Origin of the sequence: Pseudomonas chlororaphis subsp. chlororaphis (assembly GCF_003945765.1) — a bacterium.
Classification (GTDB): domain Bacteria; phylum Pseudomonadota; class Gammaproteobacteria; order Pseudomonadales; family Pseudomonadaceae; genus Aquipseudomonas; species Aquipseudomonas chlororaphis.
Map to the genome: position 1 here is coordinate 6,601,817 of NZ_CP027712.1, position 19,198 is coordinate 6,621,014.

The following is a 19,198-nucleotide window of genomic DNA, read 5'->3' on the forward strand; positions in this document are numbered from 1 at the left end:
GCTGTTCCATAGCGGTCGCTGTGCTATCTTAGCCCATCTTTTTGCGTGGAATTTCCCCTGGGGAGGGGGTGTTACACGCAGCAATCATTGAACTGAAAGGCAGGCCTATGCAGCGGCTGTATCGGAAACGCATCGTTCTCGGCGTCGGCGGCGGCATCGCTGCCTATAAGAGCGCCGAGCTGGTTCGCCGACTCCTCGACCACGGCGCGGAAGTGCGTGTGGTCATGACCCGTGGCGGCAGTGAATTCATCACCCCGCTGACCATGCAGGCCCTGTCCGGGCACCCGGTCCACCTGGACCTGCTCGACCCCGCGGCCGAAGCCGCCATGGGCCATATCGAACTGGCCAAATGGGCCGACCTGGTGCTGATCGCCCCGGCCACCGCCGACCTGATCGCCCGCCTGGCCCAAGGCATCGCCGACGACCTGCTGACCACCCTGGTCCTGGCCACCGACGCCACCGTCGCCATCGCCCCGGCCATGAACCAGGCCATGTGGCGCGACCCTGCCACCCAGGCCAACACCCAGCTGCTGCAAAGCCGTGGCCTGAAAGTCTTCGGCCCGGCTTCCGGCAGCCAGGCCTGTGGCGACGTCGGCCTGGGCCGCATGCTCGAAGCCAACGATCTGGCGCTGTGCGCCGCCGACTGCTTCCAGCATCTGGCGCTGACTGGCAAACACGTGCTGATTACCGCCGGCCCGACCCAGGAAAACATCGACCCGGTGCGCTACATCACCAACCACAGCTCCGGAAAAATGGGCTTTGCCCTGGCCGAAGCAGCGGTCGAAGCCGGTGCTCGGGTCACCCTGATCACCGGTCCCGTGCACCTGCCGACCCCGGATCGCGTGACCCGGATCGACGTGGTCAGTGCCCGCGACATGCTCGCCGCCTGCGAGGCCGCCATCCCATGCGACCTGTTCATCGCCTCGGCGGCGGTCGCGGACTACCGCCCGGAAGTCGTCGCCCCACAGAAATTGAAGAAAGACCCTACGAACGGCGACGGCCTGCTGCTGCAGATGGTGCGCAACCCGGACATCCTGGCCACCATCGCCACCCGCCCCGACCGTCCGTTCAGCGTCGGCTTCGCCGCTGAAACCGAACACTTGCTCGACTACGCTGCACGCAAACTCAAAGACAAGAACCTCGACCTGATCGTCGCCAACGACGTGGCCAACCCGAGCATTGGCTTCAACAGCGAGGAAAACGCCTGCAGCGTGATTGACCGGGAGTTGCACGCAACTCTCTTCGCCCAGACCAGCAAGGGCAAGATTGCCCGCCAACTGATCTCTTTCATCGCCGAACGGCTGAACCAGGTTTAACTCGCATGCACGCTTTACAAGCCAAGATCCTCGACCCACGCATCGGCAACGAATTCCCCCTGCCGCAGTACGCCACGCCAGGCTCCGCCGGCCTCGACCTGCGCGCCATGCTCAAGCAGGACACCCTCCTGGAACCGGGCCAGACCCTGCTGATTCCTACCGGCCTGTCCGTCTACATCGGCGACCCAGGCCTCGCCGCGCTGATCCTGCCGCGCTCCGGCCTGGGTCACAAGCACGGCATCGTCCTGGGCAACCTGGTCGGCCTGATCGACTCCGATTACCAGGGCGAACTCATGGTCTCCTGCTGGAACCGTGGCCAGACCGCCTTCAACATTGCGGTGGGCGAACGCATTGCCCAGTTGGTACTGGTACCCGTGGTCCAGGCGCACTTCGAAGTGGTCGAAGCCTTCGACGAAAGCCAGCGCGGCGCGGGCGGTTTCGGTCACTCCGGCAGCCATTAAGAAAAAAAACGGGCCGAGCCAACAACTCGGCCCTAGATTGGCGGGCTGTGTTTCAACACTAAAATTCTGCTGCTTTACTCAGAGACTGAGCCGCCCGGAATCAAGGCTGAAGGTGGTCGAAAAAGAGCTGACGCTCATCAGATGGCATTTTTGCACCATGAACCCAAGGGCAAAAACGCCGTCATACCCTTCAGTTTGAGCCTTCCGGTCAGTATTCCGGCCTGTCCTGCCCCCTTTTAGACGGAGCACCCCCAGTGATGAGCAATGCAGCCAAAGTCGTACCCAAGTTCCCTGAAAGCATCTTTCGCGCTTACGACATTCGCGGAACCGTTCCGGAAACCCTGAACGCTGAAACCGCCTACTGGATCGGTCGCGCCATTGGCTCCGAGAGCCTGGCCCAAGGCGAACCCAACGTTTGCGTAGGCCGTGACGGTCGCCTGTCCGGCCCCGAGCTGGTGGCGCAACTGATCCAGGGCCTGCACGACAGTGGTTGCCACGTCAGCGATGTCGGCCTGGTACCGACACCGGCGCTGTATTACGCGGCCAATGTGCTGGCTGGCAAATCCGGGGTGATGCTGACCGGTAGCCACAACCCGTCGAACTACAACGGCTTCAAGATCGTCATTGCCGGCGACACCCTGGCCAACGAACAGATCCAGGCCCTGCACGATCGCCTCAAGACCAACAACCTGAGCAGCGGCCAGGGCAGCATCACCAAGGTCGACATCCTCGATCGCTACGGCAAGGAAATCACTGCCGACGTCAAACTCGCCCGTCGCCTGAAAGTGGTGGTCGATTGCGGCAACGGCGCGGCCGGCGTCATCGCGCCTCAGCTGATCGAAGCGCTGAATTGCGAAGTCATCCCGCTGTTCTGCGAAGTGGACGGCAACTTCCCCAACCACCACCCGGACCCGGGCAAGCCCGAGAACCTGGAAGACCTGATCGCCAAGGTCGCCGAGACCAACGCCGATATCGGCCTGGCCTTCGACGGCGACGGCGACCGCGTTGGCGTCGTGACCAACACCGGCAGCATCGTCTTCCCCGATCGCCTGTTGATGCTGTTCGCCAAGGATGTCGTAGCGCGCAACCCGGGCGCGGAGATCATCTTCGACGTCAAATGTACCCGCCGCCTGATCCCGCTGATCAAGGAATACGGCGGTCGCCCACTCATGTGGAAGACCGGTCACTCGCTGATCAAAAAGAAAATGAAGCAGACCGGTGCGTTGCTGGCCGGTGAAATGAGCGGGCATGTGTTCTTCAAGGAACGCTGGTTCGGTTTCGACGACGGTATCTACAGCGCCGCGCGGCTGCTGGAGATCCTCAGCAAGGAAAAATCCAACGCGGAAGAGCTGTTCGCCACCTTCCCGAATGATATTTCTACGCCGGAAATCAATATCCATGTGACCGAAGAGAGCAAATTCAGCATCATTGATGCGCTGCACGACGCGCAATGGGGCGAAGGCGCCGACCTGACCACCATCGACGGCGTACGAGTCGACTACCCCAAAGGCTGGGGCCTGGTTCGCGCCTCCAACACCACACCGGTGCTGGTACTGCGCTTCGAAGCCGATGACGAAGCCGAACTGCAGCGCATCAAGGATGTGTTCCACACCCAGCTGAAACGTGTTGCACCTGACCTCCAACTACCGTTTTGATTTTCTTCAAGCGCCTTTATTGAAGTGCCGGAGCCCTGAATGACCCTCGAACGCGATGCCGCCGCCAATACCGCCAAGGTCCTGTCCGAAGCGCTGCCTTATATTCGCCGCTATGTCGGCAAGACCCTGGTGATCAAATACGGCGGCAACGCGATGGAAAGCGAGGAGCTGAAGACCGGCTTCGCCCGCGACATCGTGCTGATGAAGGCTGTCGGGATCAACCCGGTGGTGGTGCATGGCGGCGGCCCGCAAATCGGTGACCTGCTCAAGCGCCTGTCCATCGAAAGCCACTTCATCGATGGCATGCGCGTCACCGACGCGGCGACCATGGACGTGGTGGAGATGGTCCTCGGCGGCCAGGTGAACAAGGACATCGTCAACCTGATCAACCGCCATGGCGGCAGCGCCATCGGCCTGACCGGCAAGGACGCGGAGCTGATTCGCGCGAAGAAGCTCACCGTCACCCGCAAGACGCCGGAAATGACCACCCCGGAAATCATCGACATCGGCCACGTAGGCGAAGTGGTCGGCATCAACACCGACCTGCTGAACCTGCTGGTCAAAGGTGATTTCATCCCGGTGATCGCCCCGATCGGCGTCGGCGCCAACGGCGAGTCGTACAACATCAACGCCGACCTGGTGGCCGGCAAGGTGGCCGAGGCGCTGAAAGCCGAGAAGCTGATGCTGCTGACCAACATCGCCGGCCTGATGGACAAGTCGGGCAAGGTGCTGACCGGCTTGACCACCCAGCAGGTCGATGCCCTGATCGAAGACGGCACCATCTACGGCGGCATGCTGCCGAAGATTCGCTGCGCGCTGGAAGCGGTACAGGGTGGCGTGGGCAGCTCGCTGATCATCGACGGTCGGGTACCCAATGCGATTCTGCTGGAGATCTTCACCGATACCGGTGTCGGCACCCTGATCAGCAATCGCAAGCGTCCTTAAGCAACACAAACAAAAAGACCCCGTTCAGCCTGGCTGGGCGGGGTCTTTTTTTGCCTGTGCGATCCCTACAAGTCGGTATCAGACGCCGAATTGCGCGCGGTAGGCTTCCACCGCCGGCAGATGCTGCTTGAGCGCCGGATCGTCCGCCAGGAACTGCAGGACCTGGGTCAGGGAAACGATGCTCACCACAGGAATGCCGAAGTCGCGCTCGACTTCCTGGATCGCCGACAACTCACCATTGCCACGCTCCTGACGGTTCAGGGCGATCAGCACACCCGCGGCCTTGGCGCCTTCCTGGGATCCGATGATCTGCATCACTTCGCGGATCGCCGTGCCCGCGGTGATCACGTCGTCGATGATCAGCACGTCGCCAGTCAATGGCGCGCCGACCAGGCTGCCGCCTTCGCCGTGAGCCTTGGCTTCCTTGCGGTTGAAACACCATGGCAGATCGCGCTGATGATGCTCGGCCAGGGCCACGGCCGTCGCCGCCGCCAAAGGAATGCCTTTGTACGCAGGACCGAAAAGCACATCGAAAGAAATGCCGCTGTCGACGATCGCCGCGGCATAAAAACGCCCCAGCTGCGCCAGGGCCGAGCCGCTGTTGAACAGGCCGGCATTGAAGAAGTAAGGACTGGTACGCCCGGACTTCAGGGTGAACTCACCGAAGCGCAAAACCCCGCGATCGATGGCAAAACGAATGAAATCGCGCTGATACGCCTGCATGAAAAAGCCCCAAATACCACGGATTTAGCTAATTAGGTAGACCTCGGGTATCATACACGCACGTGATTTTTGGGGCCATTTATGCGGATCATCAGTGTGAACGTCAATGGTATTCAGGCTGCAGTGGAGCGAGGTTTGCTCAGTTGGCTGCAAGCACAGAATGCCGACGTCATCTGCCTGCAGGACACCCGCGCCTCCGCCTTTGAACTGGACGATCCAGCCTTCCAACTGGATGGCTACTTCCTTTATGCCTGCGATGCCGAAGTTCCCGCCCAAGGCGGTGTGGCTTTGTATTCGCGGTTGCAACCGAAGGCTGTCATCAGCGGTCTCGGCTTCGAGACGGCCGACCGCTACGGGCGCTACCTGCAAGCCGATTTCGACAAGGTCAGCATCGCGACCTTGCTGCTTCCTTCCGGGCAGAACGGCGATGAAGACTTGAACCAGAAGTTCAAGCTTATGGACGACTTCGCCCGTTACCTGGATAAACAGCGGCGCAAACGTCGCGAGTACATTTATTGTGGCTCGCTGTACGTGGCGCAACAGAAGCTGGATATCAAGAACTGGCGTGACAGCCAACAATCTCCGGGTTTCCTGGCGCCTGAGCGTGCCTGGATGGACGAGATTGTCGGCAACATGGGTTATGTCGACGCCCTGCGCGAAGTCAGCCGCGAAGGCGATCAATACAGCTGGTGGCCGGACAACGAACAGGCCGAGATGCTCAACCTGGGCTGGCGCTTCGACTATCAGCTGCTGACCCCGGGCCTGCGTCGCTTCGTGCGCAGCGCACGCCTGCCACGCCAGCCGCGCTTCTCGCAGCACGCGCCGCTGATCGTGGACTACGACTGGACGCTGACCATCTAAGCATCTTTTCGCAGCCACAAAAAAGCCGACATCAGTGTCGGCTTTTTTGTGGGCGCTCGGCCTATTTGATCAATCGCCAGGTGAACGGGTAACGGTACGCCACCCCTTCATTGGCCTTGACCCCGGCGATGATAGTCAGCACCAGGGCGCCGATCGCCAACAGACCAAAAAGCAGGAAACCCACCAGCACCACCATCAGCAGGAAGCAGACCAGCGAGGCAAGGGCCACGGTGATCTGAAAGTTCAACGCTTCCTTGCCCTGGGCATCGATGAACGGATCGGTCTCGCGCTTCATCTGCCAGAGCACCAACGGACCGATCAGGGTGCCGAACGGAATCCAGATGCCCAGCAAGGCCGACAGGTGACAGAACATCGCCCACTGACGCACCTCATGGCTCGGGACAGGTTGCGGAAGCTGGTCGTCGTTCATGCGGCTCTCCTTGCTGAAAGCTACCGGGCAATCAGTCAGCCAGGGCTGCCTGTTGCAATTCAAAGATCTCGCTCATGCCTTTCTTGGCCAGCGCCAGCATGGCGTTCAGTTCTTCCGGCTGGAACGGCGCGCCTTCGGCAGTGCCCTGGACTTCGATGAAACCGCCAGTGCTGGTCATGACCACGTTGAGGTCAGTCTCGGCCGCCGAGTCTTCCAGGTAATCCAGATCCAGCACCGGCTCGCCCTGGTACATGCCCACGGACACCGCCGCGATCATTTGCTTGATCGGGTCGCCGCCCTTCAGGCCGCCCCGCTTCTTGATCACTTTCAGCGCATCCACCAGGGCCACCATGGCACCGGTGATCGACGCGGTACGGGTACCGCCATCGGCCTGGATCACATCGCAGTCGACATACAGGGTGACGTCGCCCAGCTTGGTCATGTCCAGCGCAGCGCGCAGGGAACGACCGATCAGACGCTGGATCTCCAGGGTGCGGCCGCCTTGCTTGCCGCGACTGGCTTCACGCTGGTTACGCTCGCCGGTGGCGCGCGGCAGCATGCCGTATTCGGCGGTCAACCAACCCTGGCCCTGGCCCTTGAGGAAGCGGGGTACGCCGTTCTCGACGCTGACCGTGCAGATCACTTTGGTATCACCGAACTCGACCAGTACAGATCCCTCGGCGTGTTTGGTGTAGTTGCGGGTGATGCGGATCGAGCGGAGCTGATCGGCAGCGCGACCACTTGGACGTTTCATAGGGAAATACCTGTACGGGGACGGAAAACTGCCGATCATTATAGAGCCCGCGGCCCTGCCTGGGCAGTTCTAAAAACCCCGGCCCGTCGGCGACGCCTCTGGAACAGCCCTCCGGTCGCCCCGCAGCGCTTTGTCACACCCGCAGTTTGGGAGCATCCACCGCACTGCGCTACAATCCTGCGCCTTCGCAGCCTGTCGGCTTCAATTCATTCATATCGGGCCCGTGCAACCCTCCGCGGTTGGCGGCGGACCTGTATCGGAGGTACCTCCATGGTGCACAGCATGACCGCCTTCGCCCGGGTAGAACGGGCCGGCACTCAGGGCACCCTGAGCTGGGAACTGCGCTCGGTCAACAGCCGTTACCTGGAACCGCACCTGCGCTTGCCGGAATCCTTTCGCGACCTGGAAGGCGCGGTCCGTGAGGCGCTGCGCCAGGGACTGTCGCGCGGCAAGCTCGAATGCACCTTGCGCTTCACCGAAGAAACCACCGGCAAACCATTGCAGGTCGACCGGGAGCGCGCCGCGCAACTGGTGGCGGCAGCCGAGTCCGTTGCCAGCCTGATCAAACAGCCGGCGGCGCTGAACCCACTGGAAGTGCTGGCCTGGCCCGGCGTCCTGGTGGCCGATGCCAGCGACCCGCAGGCGCTGAACAACGAAGCCCTGAGCCTGTTCAACCAGGGGCTGAAAGAGCTGAAGAGCGGCCGTGAACGCGAAGGCGCGGAGCTGGCCCGCCTGATCAACGACCGCCTGACCTCCATCGAGGAAGACGTCGTGACCCTGCGCGAGCTGGTCCCGCAGATGCTCGCCACCCAGCGCCAAAAGGTTCTCGACCGCTTCGCCGACATGCAGGCCGAGCTGGACCCAACACGCCTGGAACAGGAAATGGTGCTGCTCGCCCAGAAGAGCGACGTCGCCGAAGAACTGGACCGCCTGAGCACCCACATCATCGAAGTTCGCCGCGTGCTCAAGTCCGGCGGCGCCGCCGGCCGGCGCCTGGACTTCCTGATGCAGGAGCTCAACCGCGAAGCCAACACACTGGGCTCCAAGGCCTTCGACCCGCGCAGCACCCAGGCTGCGGTCAACCTCAAGGTGTTGATCGAGCAGATGCGCGAACAAGTACAGAATATTGAGTAAGGCTACCCCGACATGAACCACAGCACCGGCACCCTCTACATCATTTCCGCCCCTTCGGGCGCGGGCAAGACCAGCCTGGTCAAGGCCCTGATCGACGCCGATCCGTCGATCCGCGTTTCCGTGTCCCACACCACCCGCGCCATGCGCCCGGGCGAAGTGGACGGCGTGAACTACCACTTCGTCTCGCGCGAAGCGTTCGTGAAGATGGGTGAACACGGCGACTTCCTCGAGCGCGCCGAAGTCTTCGGCAATCTCTATGGCACCTCCCAAAGCCACTTGCAGCAGACCCTGGACGAAGGTCACGACCTGATCCTGGAGATCGACTGGCAAGGCGCCGAGCAGGTGCGCAAGCTGATGCCCCAGGCTCGTTCGATCTTCATCCTGCCGCCGTCCCAGCAGGCCTTGCGCCAGCGCCTGACCAACCGCGGCCAGGACAGCGACGAGATCATCGAAGGCCGGATGCGCGAAGCGGTCAGCGAGATGAGCCACTACGTCGACTACGACTACCTGATCATCAACGACGATTTCGCCCATGCGCTGGACGATCTGAAGGCGATTTTCCGCACCAACCAGCTGCAGCAGAAGCGCCAGCAGCAGCGTTTCGGCAAATTGCTCGCCGAATTGCTGGGCTGAATAGCACTTCCCAAAACCGCTGCAAGGGCTTTACATTGGCACTTGTAGCGGGCCGGAAAGCTTGGTTAAAAAATCAGCGCTTCCCTAATCGCTGGTGATTTTTTAAACTGTTGAGTCCGCTCGCCCATCCGGGCAGCGCGCATATTGCATTTGCTACGAGGAAGACCATGGCCCGCGTAACCGTTGAAGACTGTCTAGAACACGTGGATAACCGCTTTGAGCTGGTCATGCTCTCTACCAAGCGTGCCCGTCAACTGGCAACCGGCGGCAAAGAGCCGAAAGTAGCATGGGAAAACGACAAGCCTACCGTCGTCGCCCTGCGCGAAATCGCTGAAGGCCTGATCGACTACGCAGCTATCGCCGAAGCCGAAATCGTTGAAGATGAACCGCTTTTTGCTGCATTCGAGGACGAGTCCAACGAGGCCGTCTAAGCCTATGCCTGGTCGACGTAGCACGGCGCGGGATCACAGCTTACGGCAGGAGTCATCATGCCGAGCATAGACGCCCTCGCCGATCGCTTATCGACCTATCTCGGCACGGACCAGGTCAATCTGGTCCGCCGAGCGTATTTCTACGCCGAACAAGCCCATGACGGTCAGCGCCGTCGCAGCGGCGAGGCGTACGTCACGCACCCGTTAGCGGTCGCAAACATTCTCGCCGACATGCATATGGACCATCAGAGCCTGATGGCGGCCATGCTGCATGACGTGATCGAAGACACCGGTATCGCCAAGGAAGCGCTGCAAGCGCAGTTTGGTGAAACCGTGGCCGAACTGGTCGACGGGGTCAGCAAACTGACCCAGATGAATTTCGAGACCAAGGCCGAAGCCCAAGCGGAAAACTTCCAGAAGATGGCCATGGCCATGGCGCGCGACATTCGCGTGATCCTGGTCAAGCTGGCCGACCGCCTGCACAACATGCGCACCCTGGAAGTGCTGTCCGGCGAAAAACGCCGGCGGATCGCCAAGGAAACCCTGGAGATCTATGCGCCCATCGCCAACCGCCTGGGCATGCACAGCATCCGCATCGAATTCGAAGACCTCGGTTTCAAGGCCATGCATCCGATGCGTTCCGCGCGGATCTACCAGGCGGTCAAGCGCGCCCGGGGCAACCGCAAGGAAATCGTCAACAAGATCGAAGAATCCCTGAGCCACTGCCTGGCCATCGACGGCATCCAGGGCGAGGTCAGCGGCCGCCAGAAGCACTTGTATGGCATCTATAAAAAGATGCGCGGCAAACGCCGGGCCTTCAACGAGATCATGGACGTCTACGCGTTCCGGATCATCGTCGACAAGGTCGACACCTGCTACCGCGTGCTCGGCGCCGTACACAACCTGTACAAGCCGCTGCCGGGTCGCTTCAAGGATTACATCGCGATCCCCAAGGCCAACGGCTACCAGTCGCTGCATACCACGCTGTTCGGCATGCACGGCGTGCCGATCGAGATCCAGATCCGCACCCGCGAAATGGAAGAGATGGCCAACAACGGCATCGCCGCCCACTGGCTGTACAAATCCAGCGGCGACGAGCAGCCCAAGGGCACCCACGCCCGGGCTCGCCAATGGGTCAAGGGCGTGCTGGAGATGCAGCAACGCGCCGGCAACTCCCTGGAATTCATCGAAAGCGTGAAAATCGACCTGTTCCCGGACGAGGTCTACGTGTTCACGCCGAAAGGCCGGATCATGGAGCTGCCCAAAGGCTCCACGGCGGTGGACTTCGCCTATGCGGTACACACTGACGTCGGCAACAGCTGCATCGCCTGTCGGATCAATCGCCGCTTGGCGCCGCTGTCCGAACCGCTGCAAAGCGGCTCCACCGTGGAAATCGTCAGCGCCCCGGGCGCACGCCCCAACCCGGCCTGGCTCAACTTCGTGGTCACCGGCAAGGCTCGCACCCACATCCGCCACGCCCTGAAACTGCAACGCCGCTCCGAGTCCATCAGCCTGGGCGAACGCCTGCTGAACAAGGTGCTCAACGGTTTTGACAGCGCCCTGGAAAAGATCCCGGCCGAACGCGTGCAAGCGATGCTCACCGAGTATCGCCTGGAGCTGATCGAAGACCTGCTGGAAGACATCGGCCTGGGCAATCGCATGGCTTATGTGGTCGCCCGCCGCCTGCTCGGCGAAGGCGAACAGCTGCCAAGCCCGGAAGGTCCGCTGGCCATTCGCGGCACCGAAGGCCTGGTCCTGAGCTACGCCAAGTGCTGCACGCCGATCCCGGGCGACCCGATTGTCGGCCACCTGTCCGCGGGCAAAGGGATGGTGGTGCACCTGGACAACTGCCGCAACATCAGCGAAATCCGCCACAACCCGGAAAAATGCATCCAGCTTTCGTGGGCCAAGGATGTCACCGGCGAATTCAACGTCGAGCTGCGCGTCGAGCTGGAGCACCAGCGCGGCCTGATCGCCCTGCTGGCCAGCAGCGTCAACGCGGCCGACGGCAATATCGAGAAAATCAGCATGGACGAACGGGATGGTCGCATCAGCGTGGTCCAACTGGTGGTCAGCGTGCACGACCGCGTGCACCTGGCCCGCGTGATCAAGAAACTGCGCGCCCTGACCGGGGTCATTCGCATCACTCGCATGCGTGCATAGCTCGCTATATAGCCCGCCCATTACAAGGAGTCATTCATGACCAAGACCGTTATCACCAGCGACAAGGCACCCGCCGCGATCGGCACCTATTCCCAGGCGATCAAGGCAGGCAACACCGTCTACATGTCCGGCCAGATCCCGCTCGATCCAAAGACCATGGAACTGGTGGAAGGCTTCGAAGCCCAGACCGTCCAGGTATTCGAGAACCTCAAGTCCGTGGCCGAGGCTGCCGGTGGTTCGTTCAAGGACATCGTCAAACTCAACATCTTCCTCACCGACCTGAGCCACTTCGCCAAGGTCAACGAGATCATGGGCAAGTACTTCCAGCAGCCTTACCCTGCCCGCGCCGCCATCGGCGTTGCCGCCCTGCCAAAAGGTGCGCAGGTTGAAATGGATGCCATCCTGGTCATCGAGTAACACGTCCGGCGCGGCTACCCAGGCCGCGCCGTCTCCGTTCTGAAAGGATTTCCTCATGCGCAAAGCGCTAGCCCTCTCGTTGTGCGCCCTGTTCCTCGGTGGCTGCGCCAGCGATCCCGCCGACCGTGACATCAGTGGTACCTGGATCAACCAGGTCGCCATCGACGCCGCCGCCAAAGGCGGACCGCTGCGCGAAGCCCTGCAAGGCTACGGCCCGAACCTGGAATGGGACGTCAACACCGAGGCCAGCCAGGCGCGCTACACCAATGGCTTCGAAAACGTCGAAGGCAAGGTGCTGGCTGAAGAGTCCGGCGCCTGGAAAATCGATTTCTACGGCAGCTCCGCCAGCGAATTGAAACGCGACGGCAAACAACTGCTGCAAGAAGCCAACGACAACGAGCCGGAACAGGTCTTCGATCGTCCCAAGGACCCGGCCCCGGAAGGCGCGCCACTGGGCGCCAACTTCGAGCGCGCCCTGTACTCGGCTTACCTGGGCGGCGAATGGAAAATCGTCAACGGCCCGGGCGAAGGCGGCACCGTGCTGTTCCAGTCCAACGGCCAGGTCATGGGCCTGCCGGGCGCCGATCGCTACGCACTGTGCCTCGCCGGCGACTGCGCCTCGATGAGCGGCGGCTACGACAACCTGTGGCTGCAGCTCAACGGCCAGGGCAACCCGTGGATCTTTGCGCGCAATGGCAAGCAACTGGAGATCTTCCAGCCCATCAACGCCTCCCAGGCGAACGAGGTACCTTCCCTCACCCCGGGTACGCGCCAGTGGCTACTGGAAAAACAGTGATCCAGCAAAAAGGAGCCGCAAGGCTCCTTTTTCTTTATCCATGATGCGGCTCAGCCCTGCCCTTCGATAATCTGCGCATACCCCTCGCGAAAACTCGGATAACGCGGCACCCAGCCCAGGGCCCTGGCGCGGGCATTGCTGCAGCGCTTGCTGCCGGAACGCCGCACGCTCGAGCTGTCCGCCCACTCGGTCACGCCCAGGTACTCCCGCAGCCAGCCCACCACCTCGGCCAAAGGCACCGGTGCATCGTCGACACCGATATAGCAATTCTCAAGCACCACGCCGCGCCGATCGGCCTGCAACAGGAAGGCCAGCAACCCCGCGGCATCGTCGGCATGAATGCGGTTGCCATACAGCGGTGGATCGATGGCGACGCGATACCCCTGACGCACCTGATTCAACAGCCATTCCCGCCCCGGGCCGTAAATCCCAGTCAACCGCACCAGGCTGGCTGGAATGCCACTCTGCAAGGCCACTTGCTCGGCCTCGAGCATCAGCCGCCCGGAATAGCCGTCGGCCTGGGCCGGCGAGGTCTCGTCGATCCACTCGCCATTTTTCTGCCCGTATACGCTGCTGCTGGAAACGAACAGCAAGCGTTTCGGCAACTGCCCGTTCTGCTTGAGCCAACCCAGGACATGGGTCAGCCCCTCGACATAGGCCGCACGATAGCCCGCCTCGTCATGCTCGGTGGCGGCCGCGCTGTACACCAGGTAATCCAGCGACGTGGTGGGCCAGGCTGGCGGACACTGCTCACTGAAAAGATCGCCCGCCACGCCGATCACCCCTTCCGGCAATTGCGAAACCGCGCGCCGCAGGCCGTAGACCTGCCAGTTTTCAACCAGCAGTTGCTTCGCCAGACGGCTGCCGACATCACCGCAGCCAGCGATCAGAACAGAAGGGGCGGACATCAGAAAACTCCTATCAGAAAGGCACAGACTAGCGTCGGCAATGGACGAGCGGCTAGCAATCAAAGAAAAAAAGATACTCTATTACTTCTGTTAACAAGAATTAGTTGCAATAATGACGGCCCATTTGTTCTCGGCCCTGCGAGGCCTAGAAGGACACTTACCCTTTTCCCTCCCAGGTCCGGCCAGCATGACACGCAATCAATTCTCCGCTTCGCCAACCCAACGCCCAAGCCCGCTGCGCACCATGAGCGCGGCCGCAGCGTTGCTGTTCAGCCTGCTGCTGGCACCGACCGCGGCCTTCGCCGATGAGCAGGCCCCGGCAGGCACCGCGACACCTGCGGCAGCCCACGCGCCGGCCGACGCCACGGCGCCGGTAGCCACTCCGGTCGCTGCAGCGCCGGCACCTGCCGAAGGCGAAGCAGCCGTTGATGCACCTGAAGTCCTCGAAGCGGACAACTCCCTGGGCATGGCCCACGACCTGTCTCCCTGGGGCATGTACCAGAACGCCGACATCATCGTGAAGCTCGTGATGATCGGCCTGGCCATCGCCTCGATCATCACCTGGACCATCTGGATCGCCAAAGGCTTCGAGCTGATGGGCGCCAAGCGTCGCCTGCGCGGTGAAATCCTCAACCTGAAAAAGGCCACCACTCTCAAGGAAGCCAGCGTCACCGCCGCCAAAGAAGGCACCCTGGCCAACCTGCTGGTCCACGACGCCCTGGAAGAAATGCGCCTGTCGGCCAACAGCCGTGAGAAAGAAGGCATCAAGGAACGCGTCAGCTTCCGCCTCGAGCGCCTGGTAGCCGCCTGCGGCCGCAACATGAGCAGCGGCACCGGCGTGCTCGCCACCATCGGTTCCACCGCGCCCTTCGTCGGCCTGTTCGGTACCGTGTGGGGCATCATGAACAGCTTCATCGGCATCGCCAAAACCCAGACCACCAACCTCGCCGTCGTCGCCCCCGGCATCGCCGAAGCCCTGCTGGCAACCGCCCTGGGTCTGGTCGCGGCCATTCCGGCGGTGGTCATCTACAACGTCTTCGCCCGCTCCATCGCCGGCTACAAGGCCCAGGTCTCCGACGCTTCCGCAGAAGTCCTGCTGCTGGTCAGCCGTGATCTCGATCACCTGCCGACCGCCGAGCGCTCTGCGCAACCTCATGTGGCCAAAGTAGGGTAATCCGCCATGGGCCTGCATTTGAAAGAAGGCGCAGAAGACGATCTCGCCGAAAACCACGAAATCAACGTCACACCGTTCATCGACGTGATGCTGGTGCTGCTGATCATCTTCATGGTCGCCGCGCCGCTGGCGACCGTGGACATCAAGGTCGATCTCCCGGCCTCGACGGCCAAACCGGCACCACGCCCCGAGAAACCGGTGTTTCTCAGCGTCAAGGCCGACCAACGCCTGTACCTCGGCGACGACGAAGTGAAGGCCGAAGCCCTCGGCGCCACCCTCGACGCCAAGACCCAGGGCAAGAAAGACACGACGATCTTCTTCCAGGCCGACAAAGGCGTGGATTACGGCGACCTGATGAGCGTGATGGATGCCCTGCGGGCCGCCGGATACCTGAAGGTCGGCCTGGTCGGACTTGAGACGGCTACCAAGAAATGATCACGACGCGCCAAAAACTGACGCGTTACAGCGGTAGCCTGGCCATCGTACTGGGGGTCCATGCGGTCGCGATCCTGCTCGCGCTCAACTGGAGCTCCCCCATGCCGGTCGAGCTGCCACCGCAGGCGATGATGGTCGAGCTGGCGCCGCTTCCGGCACCGCCTCCTCCCGCGCCGCCCAAGGTCGTGACGCCACCGCAGCCGCCGGCTCCGGTCGAAGAGTTGCCGCTGCCCAAACTCGCGGAAGCGCCGAAACCGACGATTTCCGTGCCCAAGCCGGTCAAACCCAAGCCCAAGCCTCAACCGCCCAAGCCGGTGGAGAAAAAGCCGGAACCGCCGAAGGAAAAGCCGAGCGAAGAGAAGCCTAGCGACGCTCCGCCGACGCCCACCGCGGCACCGTCCTCGGCACCTGCTCCGGGCCCGTCGCCGGCCCAGATCGCCGCCAAGGAAAGCTGGCAAGGCACGCTGCTGGCGCACCTGGCCAAGTACAAGAAGTACCCGCCGGGTGCCCAGGCGCGCGGCAAGGAAGGCCTGAACCGGCTGCGCTTCGTGGTCGACGCGCAAGGCAACGTGCTGTCCTATGAACTGGTAGGACGCTCGGGCAACGCCGATCTGGACCGGGCCACCCTGGAAATGATCCGCCGCGCCCAGCCGCTGCCCAAGCCACCGGCGGACATGCTCAACAACGGCTCGATCGAGATCGTCGCGCCCTTCGTTTACTCCCTGGAGAAACGTCGCCGCTGAGCATGACGCCCAGGCAATCCCCAGCAAAAAGGCACCCAAAGGTGCCTTTTTGCTTTTCCAGGCATGAGCGGCATGCATTGCCCGGTGTCACAGCGAGCATTGAGTCTGATAACGTGCGTCTATCGATTGCAGCCGGTATGCTTGGCCCGCAACCTCATGGACGTCCGCTATGACTCTTACTGAATTACGCTACATCGTTACCCTCGCCCAAGAGCAGCACTTCGGCCACGCGGCCGAGCGTTGCCATGTCAGCCAGCCGACCCTGTCGGTGGGCGTGAAGAAGCTTGAAGACGAACTCGGTGTGCTGATTTTCGAGCGCAGCAAGAGTGCGGTACGTCTGACGCCGGTCGGCGAAGGCATTGTCGCCCAGGCGCAAAAGGTCCTCGAACAGGCCCAGGGCATTCGCGAACTGGCCCAGGCCGGCAAGAACCAGCTGACCGCCCCGCTGAAGGTCGGCGCGATCTACACCGTCGGCCCGTACCTGTTCCCGCACCTGATCCCGCAACTGCACCGGGTCGCCCCGCAGATGCCGTTGTATATCGAAGAGAACTTCACCCATGTGCTGCGCGACAAGCTGCGCAACGGCGAACTGGACGCGATCATCATCGCCCTGCCGTTCAACGAAGCCGACGTGCTGACCCTGCCGCTGTACGACGAACCCTTCTACGTGCTGATGCCAAGCACCCACCCCTGGACCCAGAAAGAGACCATCGACGCCAACCTGCTCAACGACAAGAGCCTGTTGCTGCTGGGCGAAGGCCACTGTTTCCGCGACCAGGTCCTGGAAGCCTGCCCGACCCTGACCAAGGGCAACGACGGCGCCAAGCACACCACGGTGGAATCCAGCTCCCTGGAAACCATCCGCCATATGGTCGCTTCCGGCCTTGGCGTCTCGATCCTGCCGCTCTCGGCGGTGGACAGCCATCACTACGCTCCGGGCGTGATCGAAGTGCGGCCGCTGACCGCGCCCGTGCCGTTCCGCACCGTGGCGATCGCCTGGCGCGCCAGCTTCCCGCGGCCGAAAGCCATCGAGATCCTCGCCGACTCGATCCGCCTGTGTTCGGTGGCCAAGCCGCCTGCCGCGAGTTAAACCGTCGCGATGACTGAGCTGTCGAATGTGCCGGTCACGGCACTCAAGGGCGTCGGCGAAGCCATGGCCGAGAAGCTGGCCAAGGTCGGCCTGGAGAACCTGCAGGACGTACTGTTCCACCTGCCCCTGCGCTATCAGGACCGCACCCGCGTAGTACCGATCGGCGCGCTGCGTCCCGGGCAGGACGCGGTGATCGAAGGCACCGTCAGCGGCGCCGACGTGGTGATGGGCAAGCGCCGCAGCCTGCTGGTGCGCCTGCAGGACGGCACCGGCGGGCTCAGCCTGCGCTTCTACCATTTCAGCAACGCGCAGAAGGAAGGCCTCAAGCGCGGCACCCGCGTGCGCTGTTATGGCGAAGCCCGTCCCGGCGCCTCGGGGCTGGAAATCTACCACCCGGAATACCGCGCCATCAGCGGTGATGAACCGCCGCCCGTGGACCAGACCCTGACCCCCATCTACCCACTCACCGAAGGCCTGACCCAGCAGCGCCTGCGCATGCTGTGCCAGCAGAGCCTGGCCCTGCTCGGCCCGCGCAGCCTGCCGGACTGGCTGCCGCAAGAGCTGGCGCGGGATTACCAGCTGGCGCCGCTGGACGATGCGATTCGTTACCTGCATCACCCGCCGGCCGACGCCGATGTCGACGAACTGGCCCTGGGTCACCATTGGGCCCAGCATCGCCTGGCGTTCGAGGAGCTGCTGACCCATCAGCTGTCCCAGCAGCGCCTGCGCGAAAGCCTGCGCTCGCAACTCGCCCCGGCGCTGCCCAAAGCCACCCGGCTGCCGGCGCTGTACCTGAAGAACCTCGGCTTTGCGCCCACCGGCGCGCAACAGCGGGTCGGCAACGAGATCGCCTATGACCTCAGCCAACCCGAGCCGATGCTGCGGCTGATCCAGGGCGACGTAGGGGCCGGCAAGACCGTGGTCGCCGCCCTCGCCGCCCTGCAGGCGCTGGAGGCTGGCTATCAGGTGGCGCTGATGGCGCCGACCGAGATCCTCGCCGAGCAGCACTTCATCACCTTCAAGCGCTGGCTCGAACCGCTGGGGCTGGAAGTCGCCTGGCTGGCCGGCAAGCTCAAGGGCAAGAACCGCACAGCGGCCCTGGAACAGATCGCCGCCGGCGCGCCGATGGTGGTCGGCACCCACGCGCTGTTCCAGGACGAAGTGCAGTTCAAGAACCTGGCGCTGGTGATCATCGACGAACAACACCGCTTCGGCGTGCAGCAGCGCCTGGCCCTGCGCCAGAAAGGCGTGGGCGGACGCCTGTGCCCGCACCAGCTGATCATGACCGCCACGCCGATCCCACGGACCCTGGCGATGAGTGCCTACGCCGACCTGGACACCTCGATCCTCGACGAGCTGCCCCCTGGCCGTACGCCGGTGAACACCGTGCTGGTGACCGACTCGCGGCGCGTCGAAGTCATCGAGCGGGTGCGCGCCGCCTGCGCCGAAGGGCGCCAGGCCTATTGGGTGTGCACGCTGATCGAGGAATCCGAAGAGCTGACCTGCCAGGCCGCGCAAACCACTTACGAAGACCTGAGCAGTGCCCTGGGCGAACTGCGGGTCGGCTTGATCCACGGGCGCATGAAGCCGACGGAAAAGGCCGAGGTCATGGGCCAGTTCAAAGCCGGTGAATTGCAGCTGCTGGTGGCCACTACCGTGATCGAAGTCGGCGTCGATGTGCCCAACGCCAGCCTGATGATCATCGAGAACCCCGAGCGCCTGGGCCTGGCCCAGCTGCACCAGCTGCGCGGTCGCGTGGGTCGGGGCAGCGCCGCCAGCCATTGCGTCATGCTCTACCATCCTCCCTTGTCGCAGATCGGCCGCCAGCGCCTGGGCATCATGCGCGAAACCAACGACGGTTTTGTCATCGCCGAAAAGGACCTGGAACTGCGCGGCCCCGGCGAGATGCTCGGCACCCGCCAGACCGGCCTGCTGCAATTCAAGGTCGCCGACCTGATGCGCGATGCCGACCTGCTGCCGGCCGTGCGCGATGCCGCCCAGGCCTTGCTCGAGCGCTGGCCGCACCACGTCAGCCCGCTGCTGGAACGCTGGCTGCGCCACGGGCAGCAATACGGCCAAGTGTGAGCAGCGTCTCAGTTAAGGGGCGAATGCCCCGATCAAGCTGGTTA

At 62.8% G+C, this 19,198-nt stretch carries 19 protein-coding genes and 1 pseudogene; 16 read left to right on the plus strand and 4 right to left on the minus strand.

The window, feature by feature from the left end:
- Positions 1 to 107 precede the first annotated feature (107 nt).
- The 4 genes and pseudogenes from coaBC to argB all read left to right on the plus strand — a co-directional run bounded on the left by coaBC (position 108) and on the right by argB (position 4,377).
- The gene (gene coaBC / locus C4K27_RS30140) at positions 108 to 1,316 is read left to right on the plus strand and encodes a bifunctional phosphopantothenoylcysteine decarboxylase/phosphopantothenate--cysteine ligase CoaBC (RefSeq protein WP_007921117.1); all 1,209 of its coding nucleotides are present in this window, start codon (positions 108 to 110) and stop codon (positions 1,314 to 1,316) included.
- 5 nt (positions 1,317 to 1,321) lie between these two features.
- Positions 1,322 to 1,777, plus strand: coding sequence for a dUTP diphosphatase (gene dut, locus C4K27_RS30145; RefSeq protein ID WP_009046184.1), 456 nt, complete (start codon positions 1,322 to 1,324; stop codon positions 1,775 to 1,777).
- Positions 1,778 to 2,028: 251 nt separating this feature from the next.
- Positions 2,029 to 3,432, plus strand: a pseudogene (locus C4K27_RS30150) (phosphomannomutase/phosphoglucomutase); the annotation flags it as partial.
- A 39-nt stretch (positions 3,433 to 3,471) separates the two neighbouring features.
- Positions 3,472 to 4,377, plus strand: coding sequence for an acetylglutamate kinase (gene argB, locus C4K27_RS30155; protein WP_007921120.1), 906 nt, complete (start codon positions 3,472 to 3,474; stop codon positions 4,375 to 4,377).
- Between the two features lie 78 nt (positions 4,378 to 4,455).
- Here the strand turns inward: argB and pyrE are convergent, their stop codons facing one another.
- Entirely contained in the window at positions 4,456 to 5,100 is a 645-nt protein-coding gene (pyrE, locus tag C4K27_RS30160; protein WP_053263106.1) for an orotate phosphoribosyltransferase, read from the minus strand.
- A gap of 81 nt (positions 5,101 to 5,181) precedes the next feature.
- Between pyrE and C4K27_RS30165 the strand changes: the two genes are divergently transcribed.
- A complete protein-coding gene (locus C4K27_RS30165) occupies positions 5,182 to 5,961 on the plus strand; it encodes a catabolite repression control protein Crc (protein ID WP_003176915.1) in 780 nt (259 codons plus the stop codon).
- 61 nt (positions 5,962 to 6,022) lie between these two features.
- Here the strand turns inward: C4K27_RS30165 and C4K27_RS30170 are convergent, their stop codons facing one another.
- Both C4K27_RS30170 and rph read right to left on the minus strand, forming a co-directional pair.
- Positions 6,023 to 6,391, minus strand: a complete 369-nt coding sequence (locus tag C4K27_RS30170; RefSeq protein ID WP_007921123.1) for a DUF4870 domain-containing protein — start codon at positions 6,389 to 6,391, stop codon at positions 6,023 to 6,025.
- A gap of 31 nt (positions 6,392 to 6,422) precedes the next feature.
- Entirely contained in the window at positions 6,423 to 7,145 is a 723-nt protein-coding gene (rph, locus tag C4K27_RS30175) for a ribonuclease PH (protein ID WP_007921124.1), read from the minus strand.
- Positions 7,146 to 7,415: 270 nt separating this feature from the next.
- On the opposite strand from rph, the gene C4K27_RS30180 reads away from it, so the two are divergent.
- From C4K27_RS30180 to C4K27_RS30205, 6 genes are all read left to right on the plus strand, one after another.
- Positions 7,416 to 8,279 (plus strand): YicC/YloC family endoribonuclease, encoded by an 864-nt coding sequence (locus C4K27_RS30180; RefSeq protein ID WP_009046187.1) that lies wholly within the window; start codon positions 7,416 to 7,418, stop codon positions 8,277 to 8,279.
- A 12-nt stretch (positions 8,280 to 8,291) separates the two neighbouring features.
- Positions 8,292 to 8,912: a guanylate kinase gene (gene gmk / locus C4K27_RS30185; protein WP_053263107.1), complete on the plus strand. Its 621-nt coding sequence runs from the start codon at positions 8,292 to 8,294 to the stop codon at positions 8,910 to 8,912.
- Positions 8,913 to 9,079: 167 nt separating this feature from the next.
- A complete protein-coding gene (rpoZ, locus tag C4K27_RS30190; protein WP_007921129.1) occupies positions 9,080 to 9,343 on the plus strand; it encodes a DNA-directed RNA polymerase subunit omega in 264 nt (87 codons plus the stop codon).
- A gap of 57 nt (positions 9,344 to 9,400) precedes the next feature.
- Positions 9,401 to 11,506, plus strand: a complete 2,106-nt coding sequence (spoT, locus tag C4K27_RS30195; RefSeq protein ID WP_007921131.1) for a bifunctional GTP diphosphokinase/guanosine-3',5'-bis pyrophosphate 3'-pyrophosphohydrolase — start codon at positions 9,401 to 9,403, stop codon at positions 11,504 to 11,506.
- 36 nt (positions 11,507 to 11,542) lie between these two features.
- Positions 11,543 to 11,923: a RidA family protein gene (locus tag C4K27_RS30200; RefSeq protein WP_007921133.1), complete on the plus strand. Its 381-nt coding sequence runs from the start codon at positions 11,543 to 11,545 to the stop codon at positions 11,921 to 11,923.
- A 55-nt stretch (positions 11,924 to 11,978) separates the two neighbouring features.
- Positions 11,979 to 12,719, plus strand: a complete 741-nt coding sequence (locus C4K27_RS30205; RefSeq protein ID WP_053263108.1) for a putative periplasmic lipoprotein — start codon at positions 11,979 to 11,981, stop codon at positions 12,717 to 12,719.
- Between the two features lie 50 nt (positions 12,720 to 12,769).
- Here C4K27_RS30205 and C4K27_RS30210 read toward each other — a convergent pair whose 3' ends face one another.
- Positions 12,770 to 13,627, minus strand: coding sequence for an SDR family oxidoreductase (locus C4K27_RS30210; protein ID WP_053263109.1), 858 nt, complete (start codon positions 13,625 to 13,627; stop codon positions 12,770 to 12,772).
- A gap of 187 nt (positions 13,628 to 13,814) precedes the next feature.
- Between C4K27_RS30210 and exbB the strand changes: the two genes are divergently transcribed.
- The 5 genes from exbB (at position 13,815) to recG (ending at position 19,154) form a co-directional block, all read left to right on the plus strand.
- Entirely contained in the window at positions 13,815 to 14,801 is a 987-nt protein-coding gene (exbB, locus tag C4K27_RS30215; protein ID WP_053263110.1) for a tonB-system energizer ExbB, read from the plus strand.
- Positions 14,802 to 14,807: 6 nt separating this feature from the next.
- A complete protein-coding gene (gene exbD, locus C4K27_RS30220; RefSeq protein WP_007921142.1) occupies positions 14,808 to 15,236 on the plus strand; it encodes a TonB system transport protein ExbD in 429 nt (142 codons plus the stop codon).
- Positions 15,233 to 15,979, plus strand: coding sequence for an energy transducer TonB family protein (locus tag C4K27_RS30225; RefSeq protein ID WP_007921144.1), 747 nt, complete (start codon positions 15,233 to 15,235; stop codon positions 15,977 to 15,979). The genes exbD and C4K27_RS30225 overlap by 4 nt, the downstream gene beginning before the upstream one ends.
- Before the next feature lie 169 nt (positions 15,980 to 16,148).
- Positions 16,149 to 17,069 (plus strand): hydrogen peroxide-inducible genes activator, encoded by a 921-nt coding sequence (locus C4K27_RS30230; protein ID WP_007921147.1) that lies wholly within the window; start codon positions 16,149 to 16,151, stop codon positions 17,067 to 17,069.
- A 9-nt stretch (positions 17,070 to 17,078) separates the two neighbouring features.
- A complete protein-coding gene (gene recG / locus C4K27_RS30235; protein WP_009046191.1) occupies positions 17,079 to 19,154 on the plus strand; it encodes an ATP-dependent DNA helicase RecG in 2,076 nt (691 codons plus the stop codon).
- Positions 19,155 to 19,198 lie beyond the last annotated feature (44 nt).